This is a genomic window from Pseudoalteromonas sp. N1230-9 (assembly GCF_032716425.1).
Taxonomy (GTDB): Bacteria; Pseudomonadota; Gammaproteobacteria; order Enterobacterales; family Alteromonadaceae; genus Pseudoalteromonas.
On the sequence record NZ_CP090419.1, the window covers coordinates 2,798,379 to 2,818,846 of the forward strand.

The 20,468-nt window shown below is 40.9% G+C and carries 18 protein-coding genes; 6 read left to right on the top strand and 12 right to left on the bottom strand.

All coding sequences use genetic code 11. The features are described 5' to 3' along the window. Window positions 1-9 precede the first annotated feature (9 nt). Entirely contained in the window at window positions 10-897 is an 888-nt protein-coding gene (xerD, locus tag LY624_RS13030) for a site-specific tyrosine recombinase XerD (RefSeq protein WP_405128730.1), read from the bottom strand. Window positions 898-1,025: 128 nt separating this feature from the next. On the opposite strand from xerD, the gene fldB reads away from it, so the two are divergent. Continuing rightward, window positions 1,026-1,547, top strand: coding sequence for a flavodoxin FldB (fldB, locus tag LY624_RS13035; RefSeq protein ID WP_130149648.1), 522 nt, complete (start codon window positions 1,026-1,028; stop codon window positions 1,545-1,547). Between the two features lie 44 nt (window positions 1,548-1,591). On the opposite strand, the gene LY624_RS13040 is transcribed toward fldB, so the two are convergent. After that, complete coding sequence (locus LY624_RS13040; RefSeq protein WP_130149621.1) at window positions 1,592-2,020, bottom strand: DUF2147 domain-containing protein; 429 nt, start codon at window positions 2,018-2,020, stop codon at window positions 1,592-1,594. A 70-nt stretch (window positions 2,021-2,090) separates the two neighbouring features. Beyond that, on the bottom strand, window positions 2,091-2,789 hold the full coding sequence (locus tag LY624_RS13045) for a tRNA1(Val) (adenine(37)-N6)-methyltransferase (RefSeq protein ID WP_130149620.1): 699 nt from the start codon (window positions 2,787-2,789) through the stop codon (window positions 2,091-2,093). 76 nt (window positions 2,790-2,865) lie between these two features. Between LY624_RS13045 and srmB the strand changes: the two genes are divergently transcribed. Further along, on the top strand, window positions 2,866-4,098 hold the full coding sequence (srmB, locus tag LY624_RS13050; protein ID WP_130149619.1) for an ATP-dependent RNA helicase SrmB: 1,233 nt from the start codon (window positions 2,866-2,868) through the stop codon (window positions 4,096-4,098). Between the two features lie 220 nt (window positions 4,099-4,318). Next, window positions 4,319-4,657: a BON domain-containing protein gene (locus LY624_RS13055; protein ID WP_130149618.1), complete on the top strand. Its 339-nt coding sequence runs from the start codon at window positions 4,319-4,321 to the stop codon at window positions 4,655-4,657. A gap of 40 nt (window positions 4,658-4,697) precedes the next feature. On the opposite strand, the gene LY624_RS13060 is transcribed toward LY624_RS13055, so the two are convergent. Both LY624_RS13060 and radA read right to left on the bottom strand, forming a co-directional pair. Further along, window positions 4,698-5,630 carry a hypothetical protein gene (locus LY624_RS13060; protein WP_341803161.1) on the bottom strand — a complete coding sequence of 311 codons (933 nt, stop codon included), beginning with the start codon at window positions 5,628-5,630 and terminating at the stop codon, window positions 4,698-4,700. A gap of 82 nt (window positions 5,631-5,712) precedes the next feature. After that, entirely contained in the window at window positions 5,713-7,098 is a 1,386-nt protein-coding gene (gene radA, locus LY624_RS13065) for a DNA repair protein RadA (RefSeq protein WP_130149616.1), read from the bottom strand. Window positions 7,099-7,435: 337 nt separating this feature from the next. On the opposite strand from radA, the gene LY624_RS13070 reads away from it, so the two are divergent. Further along, on the top strand, window positions 7,436-9,913 hold the full coding sequence (locus LY624_RS13070; protein WP_237118043.1) for a PilZ domain-containing protein: 2,478 nt from the start codon (window positions 7,436-7,438) through the stop codon (window positions 9,911-9,913). Here the strand turns inward: LY624_RS13070 and serB are convergent. Further along, a complete protein-coding gene (gene serB / locus LY624_RS13075; protein ID WP_341803162.1) occupies window positions 9,896-10,915 on the bottom strand; it encodes a phosphoserine phosphatase SerB in 1,020 nt (339 codons plus the stop codon). The two genes, LY624_RS13070 and serB, sit on opposite strands and share 18 nt — an antisense overlap. 133 nt (window positions 10,916-11,048) lie before the next feature. On the opposite strand from serB, the gene LY624_RS13080 reads away from it, so the two are divergent. Beyond that, entirely contained in the window at window positions 11,049-11,669 is a 621-nt protein-coding gene (locus LY624_RS13080; protein WP_130149613.1) for an AhpA/YtjB family protein, read from the top strand. Here the strand turns inward: LY624_RS13080 and LY624_RS13085 are convergent. The 4 genes from LY624_RS13085 to prfC form a co-directional block, all read right to left on the bottom strand. After that, on the bottom strand, window positions 11,636-12,409 hold the full coding sequence (locus LY624_RS13085; RefSeq protein ID WP_341803163.1) for a TatD family hydrolase: 774 nt from the start codon (window positions 12,407-12,409) through the stop codon (window positions 11,636-11,638). The genes LY624_RS13080 and LY624_RS13085 overlap by 34 nt on opposite strands. Then, window positions 12,410-13,048, bottom strand: coding sequence for a pyridoxamine 5'-phosphate oxidase (gene pdxH / locus LY624_RS13090; RefSeq protein ID WP_062569566.1), 639 nt, complete (start codon window positions 13,046-13,048; stop codon window positions 12,410-12,412). 388 nt (window positions 13,049-13,436) lie between these two features. After that, on the bottom strand, window positions 13,437-15,179 hold the full coding sequence (argS, locus tag LY624_RS13095; RefSeq protein WP_341803164.1) for an arginine--tRNA ligase: 1,743 nt from the start codon (window positions 15,177-15,179) through the stop codon (window positions 13,437-13,439). A 61-nt stretch (window positions 15,180-15,240) separates the two neighbouring features. Then, window positions 15,241-16,824, bottom strand: a complete 1,584-nt coding sequence (gene prfC, locus LY624_RS13100; RefSeq protein WP_341803165.1) for a peptide chain release factor 3 — start codon at window positions 16,822-16,824, stop codon at window positions 15,241-15,243. Between the two features lie 247 nt (window positions 16,825-17,071). On the opposite strand from prfC, the gene LY624_RS13105 reads away from it, so the two are divergent. After that, complete coding sequence (locus LY624_RS13105) at window positions 17,072-19,726, top strand: ATP-binding protein (RefSeq protein WP_341803166.1); 2,655 nt, start codon at window positions 17,072-17,074, stop codon at window positions 19,724-19,726. A 5-nt stretch (window positions 19,727-19,731) separates the two neighbouring features. On the opposite strand, the gene rimI is transcribed toward LY624_RS13105, so the two are convergent. Continuing rightward, window positions 19,732-20,178 carry a ribosomal protein S18-alanine N-acetyltransferase gene (gene rimI, locus LY624_RS13110; RefSeq protein ID WP_341803167.1) on the bottom strand — a complete coding sequence of 149 codons (447 nt, stop codon included), beginning with the start codon at window positions 20,176-20,178 and terminating at the stop codon, window positions 19,732-19,734. Continuing rightward, the gene (locus LY624_RS13115; RefSeq protein WP_130149607.1) at window positions 20,165-20,467 is read right to left on the bottom strand and encodes a hypothetical protein; all 303 of its coding nucleotides are present in this window, start codon (window positions 20,465-20,467) and stop codon (window positions 20,165-20,167) included. The genes rimI and LY624_RS13115 overlap by 14 nt, the downstream gene beginning before the upstream one ends. Window position 20,468: the final 1 nt, after the last annotated feature.

The window sequence follows — 20,468 nt, forward strand, 5'->3', positions numbered from 1 at the left end:
AATCTTGCACTACGCACGTGGGTGATGTTGCTCGTGTACCGACTTCAATCTCTCATTGGCTACATGGGTATAAATTTGGGTTGTTGATAAGTCACTATGACCTAACATCATTTGTACCACCCTCAAATCAGCTCCATGATTAAGCAAATGCGTTGCAAACGCATGACGCAGCGTATGTGGTGATAATGGCGATTCAACTGATGCCAAAATAGCATAGTGTTTAATACGATGCCAAAAGGTTTGTCGTGTCATGCCGATTCCACGTTTAGATGGAAACACAAAATCAGTGGCATGCTTAATCATATGTGAACGGCCCACTTTTAAAAACTGTTCAAGCCAATACATGGCTTCTTCACCTAGGGGAACTAAACGTTCTTTATTACCTTTACCTTTTACAAACACCACAGCTTGACGCAAGTTAATCTGCTCCATTCGAAGCCCCACTAGCTCTGTAACACGAAGTCCTGTAGCATATAAAAGCTCAAGCATAGCTTTATCGCGAAGCCCCATTGGATCTTCGATATCAGGAGCACCAAGGAGTGCTTCAACCTCGGCTTCAGACAGCGTTTTAGGTAATGACTGCCCTGCTTTTGGCTGAGCAATATTGACCATCGGCGAATCAGCTATCGCTTTTTCGCGAACAAAATACTGATAAAAACGTTTAAGTGCGCTAATACTACGCGCGGTACTGCGTGATTTTAGCCCTAAATCAACGCGATATGCTAAATACGCTTCAATATCTTCATTACTCACAGCTAGAAGATCTTTATCTTTTAAAAATTGACAAAACTTTTCAAGGTCGCTGCGATAAGCCGCGAGTGTATTTTCGCTGACTCCCTGCTCAAGATACAGCGTATCTAAAAATAACTCTAAATGTTCGGCGTTATTTGCTGTTATTACACCTTTTTGGGCTTGTGAATTATTATCAGCCACGCGTACTCTCATCCTTATCAAGGTATCAATTGATTATACCTTACGGTAAACTTGCGCCTATCATATCAGGCAAATACACAGTGATAAATACGATGCAGATTGGTTTATTTTATGGTTCTACAACCTGCTACACAGAAATAGCAGCTGAAAAAATTCGCGATATTATCGGCCAAGACATAGTGAGTCTTCACAATATCAAAGATGAGCCATTAAAAAATGCTGAGCAATTCGATTTTGTTATTTTCGGCATTTCAACGTGGGACTTCGGTGAATTACAGGAAGATTGGGAATCAATCTGGGACGACATTAAAGATGTTAACCTAAATGGTAAAACCGTGGCTCTGTTTGGTATGGGCGATCAACAAGGTTACGGCCAGTGGTTTCAAGATGCGCTCGGTATGTTACACGATGAAATTTGTGACCAAGCGATCACTTTATTAGGTAAGTGGCCAAATGATGACAGTTATGAATTCGAAGCTTCAAAAGCACTCACTGAAGATGGTAAACAGTTTGTTGGCTTAGCACTTGATGAAGACAGTCAATATGAACTGAGCGATGAACGCATTGCCTCGTGGGTTGAGCAAGTCATGACTGAGTACAGCGAAAGCTTGTAAAACTCACGCATATTAAGCCAAGCATTGCTTGGCTTTTCTCTTATTTACTCTACACGCTGCCAATACTGGTTACGGTAGAAAAAAGCAATATAACCGCGAACTTCAAGTACTTGACCTTGCTCTTGTGGCGTTAGTTTTAAGGTATAGGTCTTACCGCTATTCGGGTCAAGAATCTCACCATCTTGCCAGCTTCCATCTCCCGCATCGGTTGCACCTTCAATTATTGTCATGCCAAGAATTGGTTGGTTTTTTTTATCACCATCGCATTCTTCACAAATAGCATCCTGCTTTGCTGGATTGAGAATTTTTTCTACTTTCCCTGTTAATACGCCATTTTGTTCGCTAATGCGTACCAGTGATTTTGCTTCGTTTGTCTCTTCATTTATTGTTTTCCAAAGTCCCACAGGACTCAACGCAGCAAAAGTATATTGAGAGAAAAGTAATGCACTTAAAGTTATAGATAAACGTAACATAAACAGCTCTTATAATTTTAAAACGCCACCACTATAGCAAGGCTTGAGTAAACACTCTATTTTTAGATGGTTACATTTTTAAATAGAAATCCTTACACAAAGAAACATACTCATCACTATAGCCGCCTTCTGCAGCATGAATAGTCAAAGAACTTGTCTGACAAACCTCAGGCTGTAAAGAAAATAACATTAAACTTCGGCTAGGTGATTTTTTTAATGTGGTTCGTACATTACACATACGCGCCAAGTTCCACCCTTTACACTTAGCTTGTTCAATAAAAGAAGATGCCTCTTTGCAGGGTAAAATTACATTGAGTAAGGTGTTGGCGTGACTTAACTTAGTACAACACTCAATTAACTCAGAAAAACCAAGACCATCTGTATGACGCGCCGTATTACGTGCTTCATTGTCCCCTTTTAGACTCGCATTAAAATACGGAGGGTTAGTAATAATTACATCAAAGGGCTGTGTTGATTGAAAAGACTGTATGGCACCATGATGTAAACAAATCTCAGGCCAAGGACTATTTGCAAAGTTAAACTTAGCGTCAATGCACGCCTCAGCATCTACTTCGATTGCCACCACTTTCGCCTTTGGAGCACGCTGTTTTGCCATCAAAGCAAGCAACCCCGTTCCTGTACCTATATCGAGAAGGGATTTTGCATTTGCCAATTCAGCCCAAGCACCTAATAAAATACCATCTGTCGAAACCTTCATCGCAGAACGAGTTTGCTCAACTGTAAATTGTTTAAACACAAAGCCTGACATTTTTTCACCTTTTCATTCACCACAGTGCTGATAGCTAGTATAATCAAGTCTAATTGTCCTCTATTTATGTCACTCTATGCAATTTTCTGAATTTGATATCGATAACAAGCTGTTAAATGCCATCAATAAAATGGGTTTTGATACGCCAACAAGTATTCAACAACAAGCGATCCCTGAAGCACTACAAGGTCGTGATATTTTGGCATCTGCCCCTACTGGTACGGGTAAAACAGCCGCGTTTTTGATTCCTGCAATTCAATACTTGCTTGACTTCCCACGTCGCGATCCAGGTTTTGCACGGGTGCTGATCATGACACCCACTCGTGAACTTGCTTATCAAATTCATGAACAATGTGAACTGCTAGCTGCACAAACGCACTTAAAAATTGGTGTTGTAACGGGCGGTATTAACTACGGGACACATAAAGAGATTTTTGAAAGCAATAACGACATTCTTATTGCGACACCAGGTCGCTTAATGGAATACCTCGAAACTGAGAACTTCCACGCTGAAAACGTCGAAATGCTCATTCTCGATGAAGCGGATCGCATGCTTGATATGGGCTTTCGCAAAGAAATGCTACGTATCTGTGATGAAGCACGTAATCGTCGTCAGTGCTTCTTATTCTCTGCCACATTAGAAGGCGACAGCGTTGAGTTATTTGCCGAGCGCATTTTGAATGATCCTGCACTACTCGAAGCAGAATCGTCACGCAAAGAAAAAGGCAAAATTCATCAATGGGTGCACTTAGCAGATGATTATAATCATAAATTAAAGATGCTCATTGATACGCTTAACAGTGACGATCTGCAAAAAGCCATTGTCTTTGTAAAAACACGTGAGCGCCTTGAAACTCTGATTGGCGCTCTAAATAACGAAGGGCTTCGTGTTGCTTGGCTACGTGGTGAAATGCCACAAGATAAACGCATGAAAGCAATGGAAAACTTCCATTCTGGTCGCAATAAAATTTTAGTTGCAACTGACGTAGCGGCGCGTGGTATTGATGTAGCTGATATTAGCCATGTAATTAACTTTGATATGCCCCGTACAGCAGATGTGTATGTGCACCGAATTGGCCGTACCGGTCGTGCAGGTAAAAAAGGCACAGCAATTTCATTTGTAGAAGCACATGACGTTGCTATTTTGGGCAAGGTTGAACGCTATATTGAACAAAAGTTAAAGCGTCGTGTTATTAAAGGATTAGAGCCACAACACAAAGAAGCAAAGATCCCGTCGAAAAAGAAAAAGGATCCTATAAAGATGAAGGCTAAAAAGAAAGCAAAGGTAAAAGCGAAAAAGAAAAAATAACCTTCGTAGATGCTGTAATAACTAAAAAATGCCGTGCTTGTCACGGCATTTTTGTGTGTACTTTTTGCTGCCATTTTTACTAACTAGTGTGTAATTAATTCATAGCTTTTTTACTGAAAAAACTATAAAAAATATATTACTTTTTAAAATCAATGCATTACATCTTGGAACAAAAATTGTAACTGGTTCAGCATATGCTCATCATTCACGAGGGAATCGTATGAACCGTTTCAAACTAACAGTAGTACTTACATCATTTTGTTGTATTTTTTTACTTGCATGCGCAACACAAGTTAGCGCTAATACCAGTGTATTAACTACTAGCACATCGGCTCAGCCTCGACTTCAGCAATTAGCTCTTCAAAAGCTGATGAGTAATCCTAATTTTTCTATCGAGAACCTACAAGTTATTGTTAACGGCGATACGATTGAATTATATGGCTCCACGGAAACGGGCTTTAAACGCGCATTAGCACAAAAGTTTTTAGAGCACAGTCAAGGAGTTAATCGTGTGAAAAACAACCTTAAAGTTAGCCAGTCTAATACAGCTAACCTTTAAGGCCATTTTCTAGAAGAATAAGTAACTTAACGTTAGTTACTTATTCTCCTTTAGCGTCTAAATTAATAAATTTAGCAAGTTCTTCTGGTTGACCAGCTAGGCTCATAATTTGTTGGTTAATTTCTAGCATCGTTTTGCCCTCAGGTAAACTTGCAGACAAAGATAATGAAGATAAACCATTGGCAAAATTAGTAATCGCTGTCGCTAAATCTGCGCTAACAGGGGCCTGTTGCAGCTGCATTGTGACCATTTGCTGAAATTGCTCATGTGTCATACCTTGCGCTTCTAAAAAGCTTTCTACTACCGCTTTTAATTCCCCTTCGTTTTCAATCGCAAACTCAACGCTACGCGGCTCTAACTCTGACATAGCAGCCATCATTTTTGACTGCTGCTGAAGCTGCTGCTCAAGGGTTGGTTGTGCACCGCCAGAGGCTTTTTGTTGTTGGCTAATAGCAAGGGATGCTTCCATCAAAGGGGTAGACTTGGCTAATCCTAAATTAAACGTAACATCAGCTACATCTGCTGCGGTTACTTTCAGTGCAAAGTCACTATCACCTGAGTCTTTATTGTAATCAAGCGATGAGTTTACGTTGTAGCTCGTAGAGGCTAGTTTACTATTGGCACTTTGTGGCAGTTGCGTTAAGAAAGAATCGCTAAAGCGAAAGTTAGTCATTACAAACCCAGTGTGTGGAGGAATGGCATCTTCCTCATAGCCTGTCACTTCAATGGTATCAATACTGGCAACTTGCTCATCCCCTTCAACACTTTGCACTTTGATGCCAGATAGCTGCACACTGTTATTAAATACACTTGCTGAAATATCGTCATACATCACCTCAACACCACTTTGAGCTGAAAGTGCAGCGATTTGCTGATCAACCACTTTTTTCACTTCCTGTGTTGCTGTGTAGTTCGCATAATATGCGCCACCTGCAACAGCTGCGACAGCAACTGCAATTACTAACTTCTTCATTTTATTTCCTTTAAGTTGGTGCTAATTTCTTGAGAGTGTTGAGCTTAAAGGTTCAACACTGCCCTAGCTTATCAAATTGTCACTAATTAATTAATGACAAGAGCTCATGCACCGTTTTCACTGGTGTAATTTTTGCTCCTAAACCTTCCATTGATTTATGGTAGTTTCGATATGGAATAAATATCTCTGTAAAACCATGCTGTGCAGCCTCTTTTACTCGCGGCACACCACTATCTATTGGTCTGACATCACCGTTTAAGCTCAGTTCCCCCATGATGCAAGTTGTCCTAGGCACAACAAATTCATTGAGGCTGCTTAACAGTGCCGTGACTAAGGCAAGGTCAATACAAGTCTCTGACTCATCTATCTTTAAACCGCCAACAATATTGAAAAAAGTATCATGGAAAATTTTCGTTTTTGTATGTTTGCGTAAAATACCTGTCAGCATTTTAATTCGATTCATATTCAATCCAACGCAAACACGTTGCGGAAACTCGGCTTCAGTTTCTGTTGTTAAACATTGAATTTCTAGAAGGAGGTTACGGTTCCCCTTGCGAATACAGGTGATTGCTGAACCTGGCGACTCAGTGCTTGAACCCGATAAAAATATCTCACTTGGATTATCAACACTGAGCATACCGCGCTCACACATTCTGAAAATACCCACCGTATCAATATCACCAAAACGGTTTTTGTTGGCACGTAAGGTACGTATTTGTCCGTCGTTAGTGTCTATATGCAGCAGTGCATCAACAATATGCACTAACGTTTGCGGACCCGCTATTTCATTATTTTTATTAACATGAGCAATGATAAACATAGTCACGTCATGTTGCTTACAGTATTGTGTTAACGCTTGTGCTGCGCTTTTTACTTGCGATGGTGAACCTGGGCTGCCGTTTGCTGTTTCAGTTACCACAGCTTGAATTGAGTCAATAACAGCAAACTTAATTTTATTTTTATCAAGCTCTTCGATAATCGCTTCAACACTGGTTTCAGAGAGTAAGTAAAGCTCATCTTGGTTATAATCCAAACGCAAGCGATTAACTCGATTTTTAAACTGCGATAATGATTCTTCAGCAGTACAGTACAAAGAAGGCATTAATTTTGACATACGCGCAATTAAATCGGACAACAAAGTCGTTTTACCTGCCCCTGGATCACCAGAAATAATATTCACCGAACCTGTCGTTACACCGCCACTAAGCACGCGATCAAGTTCGCCTATTTCAGTCAGACGTTTTTCAGCTTCCGCTGTTTCTACCTCATTAATTTTTTTGGAACCGCCACCAGCGCCTCCCGCATAGCCTGCCACCGCAGCGCGACTTGCAGCCTGTTTAGATTGCCCTGCTGAAGGTTTAAATTCTGCCAGCGTATTCCAAGCACCGCATTTACATTGCCCCTGCCAACGCTGATAGTTCATGCCGCACTCAGTGCAGACAAATTCGATTTTTGCTGATTTTGCCATTGAGCTTTACCTATTTTGGTCGCTGATTTGTGATGTATTTAAATGTACAATAGATAACAGAACTAACGATTTAAGATGTCGGCATCTCTAGTGACGACACACAACGGACGTACCTCAAATCAATTCCCTTAAGGCTTTATTCGCTTAACTGCGTAATAACGCTATATTTTAGGGCATAGTTTTTGCTTACAAATAAAGTTTTACAGTGCTTGCCATTTATTTGGCGAATACCTATAACAATAACTAATGAAATAAAAAGTGGTTCGCAAGGCGTTTTAACACTGTGGTTGCCTGCTAGTATACCTACTTTTTTCGATTGACGGTGATGGTTTTATAAATGGCTGAAGACATACTGCTTAAATATGAAGACCTTGTTGAAGAACTCAAGGCACATTTAGGCACTCCCCAGTTCGACAAACTATTTAAATCAAAGACAGCTAGCTTAACAAAGCCAGAGCAGTTTTTGATCAAAATGGAAATGTCACGTTTATCTCAGCCTGTGGCTCGTTTTATTGATTTACGAGGTCAAGTTACCGGTCAAGTAAGGCCTTACGAACACGAAGGCAAACAGCATTTTATGGACGACATGGCCATTGAGGTGTTCGAAGACGCAATCAAACGCCACGGTGGTTACACGCTTGCTGTATACGAAGCGGTTATGAACACCGAAAATAACCACAGAGTAATGCAAAAAAAAGCAAACGAAAATACCTCTTCAATCGAAGATAACGGCGACTTACCTGCCAAAGTAATCAAATTTGCCTCTTATGAAAGTCGTCGTGAAGAGCGCATGAACTACTCAATAAAAATTACTGTTGAGCTAGATAAGAGCGGCAAAATATCGGCTTCAACTTCAGACATCTCCCTAAGCGGCGCAAAAATCAAGCTCTCACCTAAATACAAAGTCACCAAGGGACAATTAATTGGTTTACGCTTAGTTGGGCTTGAACAAGACTTTGAGTTAGGTTTAAAAAACGGCATTCAATACGAAGTTGTTGCTGTAGAGCAAGTGTCGCGTGAGTACAATCATGTTCGCTTAAAACGCACCTTTATTGAGAATAATGAACAATTCGATAGCTTTCTAAAAAGCTTTATTCACGGCAATAAGCGCCGCTACAAGATTAACCTCGATAACACCTTGGATGCAGTTGTTTCGAAAGGCTATGAACAATACTATATCCCGCGTGTTACCTCGCTTTACACTTTTTTAAGCTTACAAGGTAATAAGTTATACCCCACTTTAGCATTAACAACCGAAAATAATGCGTTTATACATCGTTATTTTTGTGATGAACGTAAGCTGTCATGCTTATATAGCATTATAAACCAACAGCGCATAGGTCATCTGTTAAGCACTACCGATGCGGTAAAAGAGGAGTACCTGTATACCTTTACACATGTGGTCGCTGGAAAGATTTACTATTACTCAGCCACACGAACGGAACTTGATAGCCAACCTGAAATTCGCAATTTATTTTTTGGTTTTGGTAGTCAAAAAGAAAGCTGGCAATGCTTTAAGTTACAATTAATGCCAAGCCACCCTGAAGATTCATATATTCCGCTATCTTTACCGAGTAGTGCAGGTAAAGATATCGAAAAGCTAAATAAGCCACCAAGCCCTAGAGTTCAGGGGCTTATTAAAGATGTTAAGTACTTATTGATTCTAACCGCTGTTGGTTCGAAGTATGAGCAACACACTTACCAGCAACGTACATTCGACAAGCGCTTAGTGAATCAATTAAAGCAGTTTGGTCATACTAAACATAAAACACCGCCACCACTTACACCTGTCGCACTTGAGTACGTCAATTTACGCGCTCATAAACGCTATTTATATAAAACAGCGGTCTCTGTTGCTCATAATGACAAATTAATTTCAGGCTATACTCGTGATCTATCGGTCATGGGCCTACAAATTGAGTGTGATAACCCTGTTGAGTTTAAAAAAGGCGATATAATTAAGTTAGGCCTTCCCGATTTACAAAAAATAACTAAAAAACATGACTTATCAAGCCTTGCTTATGAAGTGATGGCGATAAGCAAATCACTAACAACAGTTAACTTAAAAGTACACCGTCTTACTGACTTACCCCATATGGGCATTCAATTTTTTACGGCTCTAATTGAAAACAATAAAGATAAGTTGCACGCCTGTGAAGAGTCCCCAAAAATTCCAGGGCTTTCTACAGCACTAAGAAACATGGTGACTAAAAGTGTTTGCCAGCTTCCGTTGTACTTCCATAAAGAAGCCGCTCATTTTAAGGCAGGCGCGATCGGGCTTGGCTTGTATCCGACGCCATTACATATACTTTTACAAAACTTTGCCCTGCTAAATGAGCAAACTCAGATCGATGGCTTTTTATCTACCGATCAGATCACAGAGGTGATCACACCACTGATTAAAGATCGTAGTCGCCAAGATCCGCCTTTACCATTTACTTTATTTGTACGTTTTGATCCACGTAAAGCAACAATCAACGAAGCAATAACCAGCCGCTGTATTAGTGAAGATGACTATCAGCCACAAACCTTGTTTATAAAAAAAGCACTCAAAAATGATTTAGTGTTTATCTTTCGTTTATATGTGTCTCGCACCGGCCGCCCAGATATAGACTATTTATCAAATGAGCTTAAATATGTAAGCCAGTATGCGCTACATAAAGCAAAAGACCTTGAAGAAGCACTCTGGGCTGTTGCTGGGGTTGGTGATGTAATTGACATTACGGATGAAGCGCTTACTCATTTTGATATTGATGAGGTACTCAAAACTGAAATGAATAAGCGTAAAAAAATATGGTTAAAGCGTGTAATCTAATGGGATTGCTAGTAGGTATGCAACTTGTAACAGAGAACCTTCATTGATAGCTGTATCTGCCTGTTCAACTACTTTAGGTTTACCATGAACAGCAACACCAAGCCCTGCTTTAGCCATCATTTTTAAATCATTAGCGCCATCACCCATGGCAACGGTTTGACGGTTATCAAGCCCGAGTCTTTGTTGAATTTGCTCGAGAACGCGTGCTTTTTGCTCGGCGTCAACAATCGTTCCAGTTACATTACCTGTCAGGCGGTTATCTTTAAATTCGAGTGTATTTGCGTGTACTTCATCAAGACCAATAAGTGATTGAACGTGTTCTGCAAATGGTACAAAACCGCCAGAAGCAATAGCAAGGTGCCAATTGTGCGCTTTTAGATACTGGCACAATTCGGTAATGCCAGGCATCAGAGGTAGATTTAGTTTTAGCTCATTGATTAACGCTACATCGATACCTGCAAGCTTTGCTACTCGTTGATTTAAGCTTTGTGTAAAGTCAAGTTGACCAGCCATCGCTTGCGCAGTTACAGCTGCAACATCATCGTACACATCAGCTAAACGTGCTATTTCATCAATGCACTCAATCGTAATCGCTGTAGAGTCCATATCCATTAATAAAAGCCCTGCTTCATTCACGTTAGCAGGGTTTGTAAGTTGCACTAACTGATAACCTTGCTCAGCAGAAAACGCTTGCAATAACAAAGGACTCAATGGCTTTTGTGAATCACTGTATAGGCACCATGCTGGTAACAATGTTTCTGTAGGCTGGTAGCAACAAATAGATAGATTACTAAAACCATGTTGCGACAAAAACTCTACAAGATTAAGCAACTTAGCCGCTGAGAAGTCACAACCAAATGCAACACTTGCTACGCCATGATTTGCTTTAGGTAGTAAATTGGTTTGAATAAGATGATTATTTTTAATTTCATACCAGCAATTTAGTATTATTTCTTCGGCTAAATTTGCTGAACTGGTTGCAGCTAAGCTAAGCTGTGACATAGTGGCTCCAATTAGACTTATGTCTGTGATTAAACGCGTATTTGCTACTCGTAATCAATTAACTAATAAGGTTATTATACAGACTTAGTTGTATCATCAATCATAAAAGCTGTCAGCAGCGCATTCGGTGACTATGAAAAATAACCATCTTAAGCCTCCTTTTTCCGCCAGCTATCGCCAACGACTTGTGCGATTAAGCTTAGCGGCCGCATGTTTTGTGCTTTTAAGTTGGGTTGCGGTTAATAGTAGTTTTCAGTCTCATCAACTACTTTATGACAGTTCAAATAGCACCGCTATCAGCCTAACTAAATTTATGGCTCTCAATGCTCAGACCCCTCTACAGGAGAAGAATAAGCCTGCGCTAAATATGCTGTGTAATAACATAGCTGAAGATGAGTTTGTTTTAGCAGCAACGATTTATGATCAACAAGGGATACAAATAGCCGCAAGTGATAACTGGCAAAGCCATCACACCTTTGGCCTACTGCCAGATTCAACACCTGGCATTAGCCGCTTAAAAACCCCTTTCGTAGAACCTGTGATAAGTGATGACGAGCGCCCTATTGGCTTTGTTGCTATTACTTATTTAACACAAGCTTCAATAGCGACAAGCCACAGCAGCTTTCATGATTTAGGCCGCCAAGTGCTTCTTATGCTTGTAATTACTTGTATTTTTACTTGGCAACTTGGCCGAGGATTAAAACGCTGGCAAGTTAATCGTTATATGCGAAAAAGTGCGGAGCAAGACTCATAAAGTGCTTGAGCAAACTCTTCTTGGGCATCGCCCGTTATACCTTTAAGTTCGCATAAATACCTGAATACATCACGCACTTTAAGTGGTGTATTTACCAGCCCTTGAAAACCAGCTAGCGGCATTGAGGGTGAATCGGTTTCAAGCACTAAATGCTGTGACTCAATTGCGCTTATAACTTTACGAGTTTTACCCGCTCGCGGGTAACTTATCACGCCACCGACCCCCAACTTAAACCCTTGTTTTATATAACTCTGGGCTTGTTGTTCAGAGCCTGAAAAGGCATGAATAACACCACCGTATTTGGGTTTACAGCGCTTAAATGAGCGAGCTATTAAATCATGACTTTGTCTGTGATGCACAATGAGTGGTAAAGCAAGTTGGTTGGCAAGCTCTATTTGTCCTTCAAAAAGCTGCGTTTGTTTATTAAGGTCATCAATACTACGATCTAGGCCACACTCACCGATGGCGATAAATTGCCCTAAATGGGCTTTTGCTAGCTGCTCTAATTCAGCAAGGTGATGAGTTTGGTGATCAGATAAAAAATAAGGATGTAAGCCTAAAGCAACTGAGATACTTGGCTCTGATTGAGCAAAAAAGAATAGTTTTGTAGATTGTGCCAAGCTCACACCCGGCACAATAAAATGCTCGATCCCCACTTGCTTACATGCTTTGATAAGCTCTGTGCGAGTCTCATCAAATTCGCTAAAATCAAGGTGGCAGTGGGAATCAATAAAACGCATTTAAGGATTTAAACGACCAAACTGCCAACTGCCATCGGCTTGGCGTTGATACATAAAGCGGTCGTGTAAGCGATGTGCACCGCCTTGCCAAAATTCGATTTTAGTCGGCTCAACACAATAGCCCCCCCAAAAATCGGGGAGTGGAATTTCACCCTCTGAGAACTTTTGCTTCATTTTCGCGAATGTTTCCATCAACACCTTGCGTGATGAAACAGGACGACTTTGCTCTGATGCCCATGCAGCTAACTGGCTTTCTTTTGGACGCGATAAAAAGTACTTCGCCACAGCCGTTGTTGGTAAGGGTTTAGCCTCACCGTAAACAATGACTTGTCGCTCCATATGGTGCCACGGAAAGTGCAGAGAAATTTTGTTATTACCTTTTAGCTCCTGCGCTTTGCGCGAGCCGGTATTGGTAAAAAATACAAAGCCATTTTCATCAAGATGCTTTAACAGCACGATACGCTGCGAAGGCTGACCATGCTCATCAACGGTTGCTACCACCATCGCCGTAGGATCAGGCAAATTAGTTGCAACAGCTTGCTCAAGCCATTTTTCAAACTGCTTGATTGGAGATGCATCAAGCATCTCTTCAGATAAACCATCCTGTAAATATTCACGGCGAATATCTTCAAGTTTCATACAATTCCCTCTATCGCTATCAGCTAAAGATTAATCAAGGTTATTGAGCTGTCAATTTTGTTGGGGTTCGCTTAGCTCTACCCAACCTACAAAGCTATGAGTTCTTAAACGTTCTGCAGGTGTAGGAGTGCTTTCAAAGCGAACTATACGAAGCAGAATTCACCTAAGTAGTTTAGCCTAAGACAAGGCGGAAAACCGACTTATCGTTGAGTACTTAAGCCTCCTGCAAGTGTTCTGTCAAAGCGAACTACACGAAGCAGAATTCACCTAAGTAATTTAGCCTAAGACAAGACGGAAAACCGACTTATCCCTATGAGCATACGTGGCTTGTATGTGATTAGGGTCAGTCGGTTTGACAACGCAGTATTAGGTTAAAATACGACGGTGATTACATTTGCTCCATGACTTCGATACCTAAAAGATCCAACCCTGAGTGCAGTGTCTTCGCAACCAAATTACACAGTACTAAACGGCTGTCACGAATACTTGGCTCTACGCCTTCTTTTAGAACTGGGCATGCTTCGTAGAACGTCATGTATAGGCTTGCTAGTTCATATAGGTATCCACATAATACGTGCGGTGTTGCTTCGCTGATCATTAGATCAAGTACTTCTTCTAACTGAAGAAGTTTAAGTGCCAGCGCTTTTTCTTGTGGCTCGTTGATTGCAACATCAGCTGTTAATGACGCCGCATCAATACCTGATTTACGGAAGATACTGCGAACACGCGTATATGCATATTGTAAGTAAGGCGCTGTCGCACCTTCAAAGCTCAGCATAGTGTCCCAGTTAAAGATATAGTCGCTAGTACGGTGCTTAGACAGATCCGCATATTTCACTGCGCCAATACCTACTTTACGAGCAATTTCGCTACGCTCTTCGACACTTAAATCAGACTCACGCTCAGCAAGTTTAGCCGCTGCACGGGTAATTGACTCTTCAAGTAAATCAGCAAGTTTAACTGTACCGCCCGTACGTGTTTTGAATGGCTTGCCATCTTCACCCATCATGGTACCGAATGGGCAGAATTCATAACTTGTTTCATCACGTAATAAACCCGCTTTACGTGCTGTTAGCTCAACTTGATTAAAGTGTAAGCTTTGACGCGCATCGACAAAGATTAAGATACGATCAGCACCCAGTTTATTCGAACGGTAATCACAAGCAGCTAAGTCAGTTGTTGCATATAAGAAACCACCACCTGATTTCTGTACGATAAACACTGAAGGCTCGCCGTCTTTGTTAGCCAGCTCATCTAAAAACACCACTTGTGCGCCTTCAGACTCAACGGCAATATTTTTGTCTTTTAATAGCGCGATAATGTTGGCAAGTTCGCTGTTGTAGGCACTTTCTGCCATGATGTCATCTTGCGTAAGTGTTACGTTTAGACGCTTGTAAACTTCTTCAGAGTGCTTTACAGACGTGGCAATGAATAACTTCCACAGTTTTTCACAGTGTGCATCGCCACCTTGTAATTTAACAACGTAATCACGGGCTTTATCAGCAAAGCCTTCTTCATCATCAAAGCGCTTTTTCGCATCACGGTAGAAGGTTTCTAAATCAGCTAACGCCACTGATTCTAAATCAACACCTTGCTTGATTTGATCTTCTAAGTGCGCGATTAACATACCAAACTGTGTACCCCAGTCACCCATGTGGTTTTGACGAACAACGTCATCGCCACGGAACTCAAGGGCACGAACAACTGCATCACCAATGATGGTTGAACGTAAGTGACCTACGTGCATTTCTTTGGCAAGGTTAGGAGATGAGTAATCAACCACTACTTTTTGCGCCGTTGCATGTGGTGCAACAGCCAGCTTTTCGTCTTCGTTTGCCGCTTTTAAGCTTGCTGATAAAAACTCAGGCTTTAAGTGAATATTGATAAAACCAGGGCCTGCGATTTCAGTTTTTTCTGAGATATCAGTAAGGTCTAGATTATCGATAATTTTTTGTGCAAGTTCACGCGGGTTTGATTTTAATTTTTTAGCCGCGCCCATTGCACCATTGATTTGGTAATCACCAAACTGTGGGCGTGTGCTTTGCGTTACCGCTGGGTTAGTGTCTTCAGGTAACCCTGCTGCAACCATAGCAGCAATTGCTTTGTCGATTAAAAGAGTACGAATATTCATTGTAATTTTTACCTTTATGGCCCGCTGTACGGGCACTTAAATTTGAAGCAGACTTAGCGTATTAGTTTTCGCGCGTATGGTTAAACTTGATGTCAGGATAGCGCTCCATCGACAAGTTTAGGTTTACACGGCTTGGCGCGATATAAGTAAGGTTATCGCCACCATCAAGCGCTAAGTTGCTTTCGCACTTACGCTTAAACTCTTCAAGCTTTTTAACATCGTCCGAGCTTACCCAACGTGCAGTGTTAACACTCACACCTTCGTAAATCGCATCTACGTTGTATTCTGCTTTTAAGCGCGCAACAACCACATCAAACTGTAGTACACCGACCGCACCAACGATAAGGTCGTTATTGATAAGCGGTCTGAATACTTGCACAGCACCTTCTTCAGAGAGCTGAACTAAGCCTTTCAACAATTGCTTTTGTTTTAATGGATCTTTTAAGCGAATACGACGGAATAATTCTGGTGCGAAGTTAGGAATACCGCCAAACTTCATTTTTTCGCCTTGCGTGAAAGTATCACCAATTTGAATCGTACCATGGTTATGTAAACCAATGATGTCACCTGCGTAAGCATCTTGCGCTCGTTCACGATCACCGGCCATAAAGGTTACCGCATCAGAAATACTCACTTGTTTACCAATACGCACATGGTTCATTTTCATACCTTGGCTATATTTGCCAGATACAATACGCATAAAGGCAATACGGTCACGGTGTTTAGGGTCCATGTTCGCTTGGATTTTAAATACGAAGCCAGAGAAGTTATCTTCAGTTGCTGAAACTTGGCGGTCTTCTGTTTCGCGAGGTAATGGCGCAGGTGCCCACTCAGTTAAGCCATCAAGAACATGGTCAACACCAAAGTTACCAAGTGCCGTACCAAAATACACAGGTGATAGCTCGCCTGCTAAGAACAGATCTAAATCAAACTCGTGAGATGCGCCAATAACAAGCTCGAGCTCTTCACGTAGTTGCTCAGCAAGTTCACTACCAATTGCATTATCAAGTTCAGGGTTGTCTAACCCTTTGATAACGCGCACTTCTTGAATTGTGTGGCCTTGGCCTGTGCTGTATAAAATCGTTTCTTCACGGTGAATGTGATACACACCCTTGAATTCTTTACCACAACCAATTGGCCAAGTAACAGGTGCACAAGCGATGTTTAGCTCAGTTTCGACTTCGTCTAATAACTCCATTGGGTCACGAATATCACGGTCACACTTATTCATAAAGGTTACAATAGGTGTAGTACGTAAGCGTGTTACTTCCATTAATTTACGAGTACGATCCTCAACACCTTTCGCCGCGTCGATTACCATTAAACATGAATCAACCGCAGTCAATGTACGGTAAGTATCTTCAGAGAAGTCTTCGTGTCCTGGAGTATCAAGTAAATTAACTAGACGCTCATTGTAAGGAAATTGCATAACAGACGTAGTTACCGAGATACCACGTTCTTTTTCCATTTCCATCCAGTCTGATTTTGCGTGCTGGTTTGAGCCACGGCCTTTTACGGTACCGGCTTTTTGAATCGCTTGTCCGAATAACAGAACTTTTTCTGTAATAGTGGTTTTACCCGCATCTGGGTGCGAGATGATCGCAAAGGTGCGTCGTTTATTAATTTCGGTAGTTAAATTAGACATGTAAGCCGCTTTTAGTCAGAACAAAGTGCCACTGATACTCACTCCATAAAAAGTAAGCAGTGCACACTGTAAAAATAAAATAGAATTGCGGGCATTATACCCTGTTTGTCTTAGCCAAAAAAGCAGCGATTGTAAGTAATTATTCAACCTTTTTGTTGTTTTAGTTGTTCATCTTTTTCTAAGCTTGTGTAATCAAGTTGTAACGCATACTATTGGTAAATTACACGGAGGGAAATAAAGTTAGGTCATGAAAACCAGTAAACTCAGCATTCGATTATTATGGTATATCACGCCGCTTGTGATCTTACCTTTGTTATTTTTAGGCGGGTTTACGCTGACCAATGTAACTAACTCCACAAAAAAACAAGCTGAACTTATTGTCAGCCGCTTTGTTGAGCAACAACAACAAAAAATATTTAACTATATTGACTCCTTCCACTCGATCACCCGACTTTTATCAACATCCCCTGTGCTTGCTGATTTTTTAGCTCGCGATACAGACTCAAAAACCCAATATATTGAACATTTGGGTGAGTTAATGAATGTATTTGCAAGCTATTCGGAGGCCTATCCTGATATTGTAAGTATTAACTACTTAGCGCCAGATGGGACAAGTGATGCCTTCTATTCGAGTCAATTAACACCCGCTCCAAAAGAGTATCCATTTTTTAAACAAGTACAGCAGTCAAACTTACGACAACAACAGTTTATGATCCCGAAAGAGGATGGCTCCACCAGCCTGTATTTTGTGCATCCAATTTACAACATAGACTATTATTTGAAGCGCCCGCAGCAACTAGGCTTTATTGTTGTACATGTTGAGCCCTCGATTTTAAACACTAGCATTCTAGAAGCGCCTTTTAATAACACCTTAAATTTGTTTTTAACCACTAAAGGGCAAATTCTTTTTAGCTCTGACTATGATTTACGGGGTAGTTATTTAAGTGAATATGAGCTAGAGCAAATTAAGAGTCTTGCTGACTATGGCAAACTTGCCAGTATTGAACTTTCTAGCATTGATAAAGAAGAACGTATTATTTACGCAGTACAAATGACTGATGGTGATTACTTTGTATCAACCACACCTAAAAACCTTCTCTACCAGTCTGGCAAAGCGATTAGCCTGATCACAGCTTTAATTGTCATTATTTCAGTGATCGCTTTACCCATTCTTATTTATATTGTTGTTCGCAACTTACTCCTCACCCCTGTTGAGTTACTTGGTGAAGCGAGCCACCGTGTTGGGGATGGCGATTTATCCGTGTATTTGCCAGCCCATACAAACGATGAAGTCGGCGTGCTTTTCAACGACTTTAACCACATGGTGAATCAAATTCGTCATTATCAAGACGAGCTTGAAGAATACAAACATCACTTAGAAGAAAAGGTAGAAAGCCGTACAAAAGCCCTTGAAGCAATGAACAGCAAGCTTGAGGTGGCCATTGCGCAAGCCGAACAAGCAAACCAATTAAAAAGCCGCTTTTTAGCTAATATGAGTCATGAAATTCGTACACCACTCACCGCAATTATGGGTTTTACAGAGCAACTCTTACATAATAAAAATGCAGTCAATGATGAGCAGCACTTAAGCACCATTTTACGTAATTCAAAACACCTACTTGAACTGATTAATAATATTCTCGACTTGTCTAAAATTGAAGCCGAAAAACTGGCCGTAGAGTGTAGTCCTTGTCACGTTGTGCAGCTTGTACATGACATAGACTCAATTATTCGCCCTCTAGCGAATGAAAAACAACTGCAATTTGATATCGATTACAGTTTACCTATCCCCAAAATCATCAACAGCGACACCACTCGTTTAAAACAAATTTTGATCAATATTGCTAGTAATGCAGTGAAATTTACCGAACACGGCTCTATCTCTATTAGTATTTGCTATAACAGCAGCAAACAATTCTTAGAGTTTGCAATTAAAGATACCGGTATTGGCATGTCTGAGCGTGAAGTTGAAAGGGTATTTAAGCCATTCGAACAAGCCGATGCCACCACAACTCGTCGCTTTGGTGGTACAGGACTTGGGTTATGTATTTCAAAGAATTTAGCGCAATTATTAGGAGGTGATGTCCATCTTGTTAGTGAACCTGGCAATGGAAGTTGCTTCACAATTCAAGTAGCTTGCCACCTAAACGCTAAGCAATTACAGGATGACGCCTTTATTTATGATAATAAACAGCTGTCGCCCGGAAAAGATTTACTCTTATCATTTGCTGAAAATAACTTTGATGCCAGTATTTTGGTTGCTGAAGATAATCCCGATAACCAGTTACTGATCAAGCTATTATTACAGACATGGGGGCTTGAGCCTGATATAGCCAAAAATGGCGCAGAAGCTGTAGAAATGGCATTAGTTAATGACTACCAACTAATTATAATGGATATGCAAATGCCTGTGATGGGTGGCTTAGAAGCGACCCAAATGCTTCGACACGCAGCCTATGATGGCCCTATCATCGCGTTAACAGCCAATGTAATGAAAACCGATGTTGACAGGTATATCAAAGCTGGCTGCAACGAAGCTTTGGCAAAACCCATTGACAAAAGTGCCCTAGAACAAGTTTTAGTAAGTTATTTAAATATAGAAAAGGACAGCCAGAATAAGTGGGAAAACTTACTAAAAAGTGAGAAATTCCAACAGATTAACGAAAACTATCGTTCAAAATTACCAGACTATTTGAGTCAAGTCATTCAGCTTTATCGTGCTAAGGAATGGGAAGAACTGCGCTCATTAGCACACAGCTTAAAAGGCAGTGCGGGATGTTTTGGCTTTGAAGCTATTCATAAAACCGCAGGGCAACTTGAAAGCGCGCTACGTAGTAATGATACTGAGCAGGTTGATGCAAGCTATGAATCACTTATTAGTGCACTTGAAAACGCCGCTTAATGGGCTTAAAAACTCAGCGTTAACCCCATTAAAATAGCGTCTTCATTGCCTGTTGCTGTTGGGTAGTAATTTTTTCGCACTGACATATGTGAGAAGCCCGCACGTTCATATAAAGCAATTGCACGATTGTTAGATTCGCGTACTTCCAAAAATAGGTTCTCAGCGTCATGCTGTTCACCATATTCAATAAACGCCGTTAGTAATTGCCTTGCTATCCCCTGCCCTTGGTATTTAGGCGCAACACAAATATCCATCAAGGTATAATCAGGGCCTGCCTTCTCACCAATATAGAAACCCAGCATGTCATCGCCTTGAAAAGCAGCAAGATTAAAATAACGACCCGCTAAACACGATAACATGGTTTTTTCTGTCCACGGATGACTATGACAGGCATTTTCAATGACCATTAGCTGTGCAATATCGTTTGCATCAACAGATTTAAAGTTTATCAAGTTGTTCACCAATTAAAGACCAAAGTTGCTTTTTCTGCTCACTAGTCAGCTTATCGCTTGGCAAGCTTAAACAGCCCTCTTGCCAACTTATACTGGTGGCCTTAACAATTTGCGTTATTACTAAAGGAGACAGCGCTTTTTCAAGATCTTGATGAAGCTGTAACGGCAGCGTTATAGGCGTTTGTTGAGGCGTAGGTATGTGTTCAAGCGAAGCGTCAGACACAGTTTGAAAGTGTTGATTTAATTCTAAAGGTTGTACAGAAAATATCGCAGCGTAACTTGGGTTCATA

Excerpts from the sequence above, each read along its gene's own strand:
- srmB (WP_130149619.1), top strand. The coding sequence starts at position 2,866 with ATGCAATTTTCTGAATTTGATATCGATAACAAGCTGTTAAATGCCATC.
- serB (WP_341803162.1), bottom strand. The coding sequence starts at position 10,915 with ATGTCACAGCTTAGCTTAGCTGCAACCAGTTCAGCAAATTTAGCCGAA.
- pdxH (WP_062569566.1), bottom strand. The coding sequence starts at position 13,048 with ATGAAACTTGAAGATATTCGCCGTGAATATTTACAGGATGGTTTATCT.
- LY624_RS13060 (WP_341803161.1), bottom strand. The coding sequence starts at position 5,630 with ATGAAGAAGTTAGTAATTGCAGTTGCTGTCGCAGCTGTTGCAGGTGGC.
- fldB (WP_130149648.1), top strand. The coding sequence starts at position 1,026 with ATGCAGATTGGTTTATTTTATGGTTCTACAACCTGCTACACAGAAATA.
- LY624_RS13115 (WP_130149607.1), bottom strand. The coding sequence starts at position 20,467 with ATGAACCCAAGTTACGCTGCGATATTTTCTGTACAACCTTTAGAATTA.
- LY624_RS13040 (WP_130149621.1), bottom strand. The coding sequence starts at position 2,020 with ATGTTACGTTTATCTATAACTTTAAGTGCATTACTTTTCTCTCAATAT.
- argS (WP_341803164.1), bottom strand. The coding sequence starts at position 15,179 with ATGAATATTCGTACTCTTTTAATCGACAAAGCAATTGCTGCTATGGTT.
- LY624_RS13085 (WP_341803163.1), bottom strand. The coding sequence starts at position 12,409 with ATGCGTTTTATTGATTCCCACTGCCACCTTGATTTTAGCGAATTTGAT.
- LY624_RS13045 (WP_130149620.1), bottom strand. The coding sequence starts at position 2,789 with ATGTCAGGCTTTGTGTTTAAACAATTTACAGTTGAGCAAACTCGTTCT.
- LY624_RS13055 (WP_130149618.1), top strand. The coding sequence starts at position 4,319 with ATGAACCGTTTCAAACTAACAGTAGTACTTACATCATTTTGTTGTATT.
- prfC (WP_341803165.1), bottom strand. The coding sequence starts at position 16,824 with ATGTCTAATTTAACTACCGAAATTAATAAACGACGCACCTTTGCGATC.
- LY624_RS13080 (WP_130149613.1), top strand. The coding sequence starts at position 11,049 with ATGAAAAATAACCATCTTAAGCCTCCTTTTTCCGCCAGCTATCGCCAA.
- LY624_RS13105 (WP_341803166.1), top strand. The coding sequence starts at position 17,072 with ATGAAAACCAGTAAACTCAGCATTCGATTATTATGGTATATCACGCCG.
- radA (WP_130149616.1), bottom strand. The coding sequence starts at position 7,098 with ATGGCAAAATCAGCAAAAATCGAATTTGTCTGCACTGAGTGCGGCATG.
- LY624_RS13070 (WP_237118043.1), top strand. The coding sequence starts at position 7,436 with ATGGCTGAAGACATACTGCTTAAATATGAAGACCTTGTTGAAGAACTC.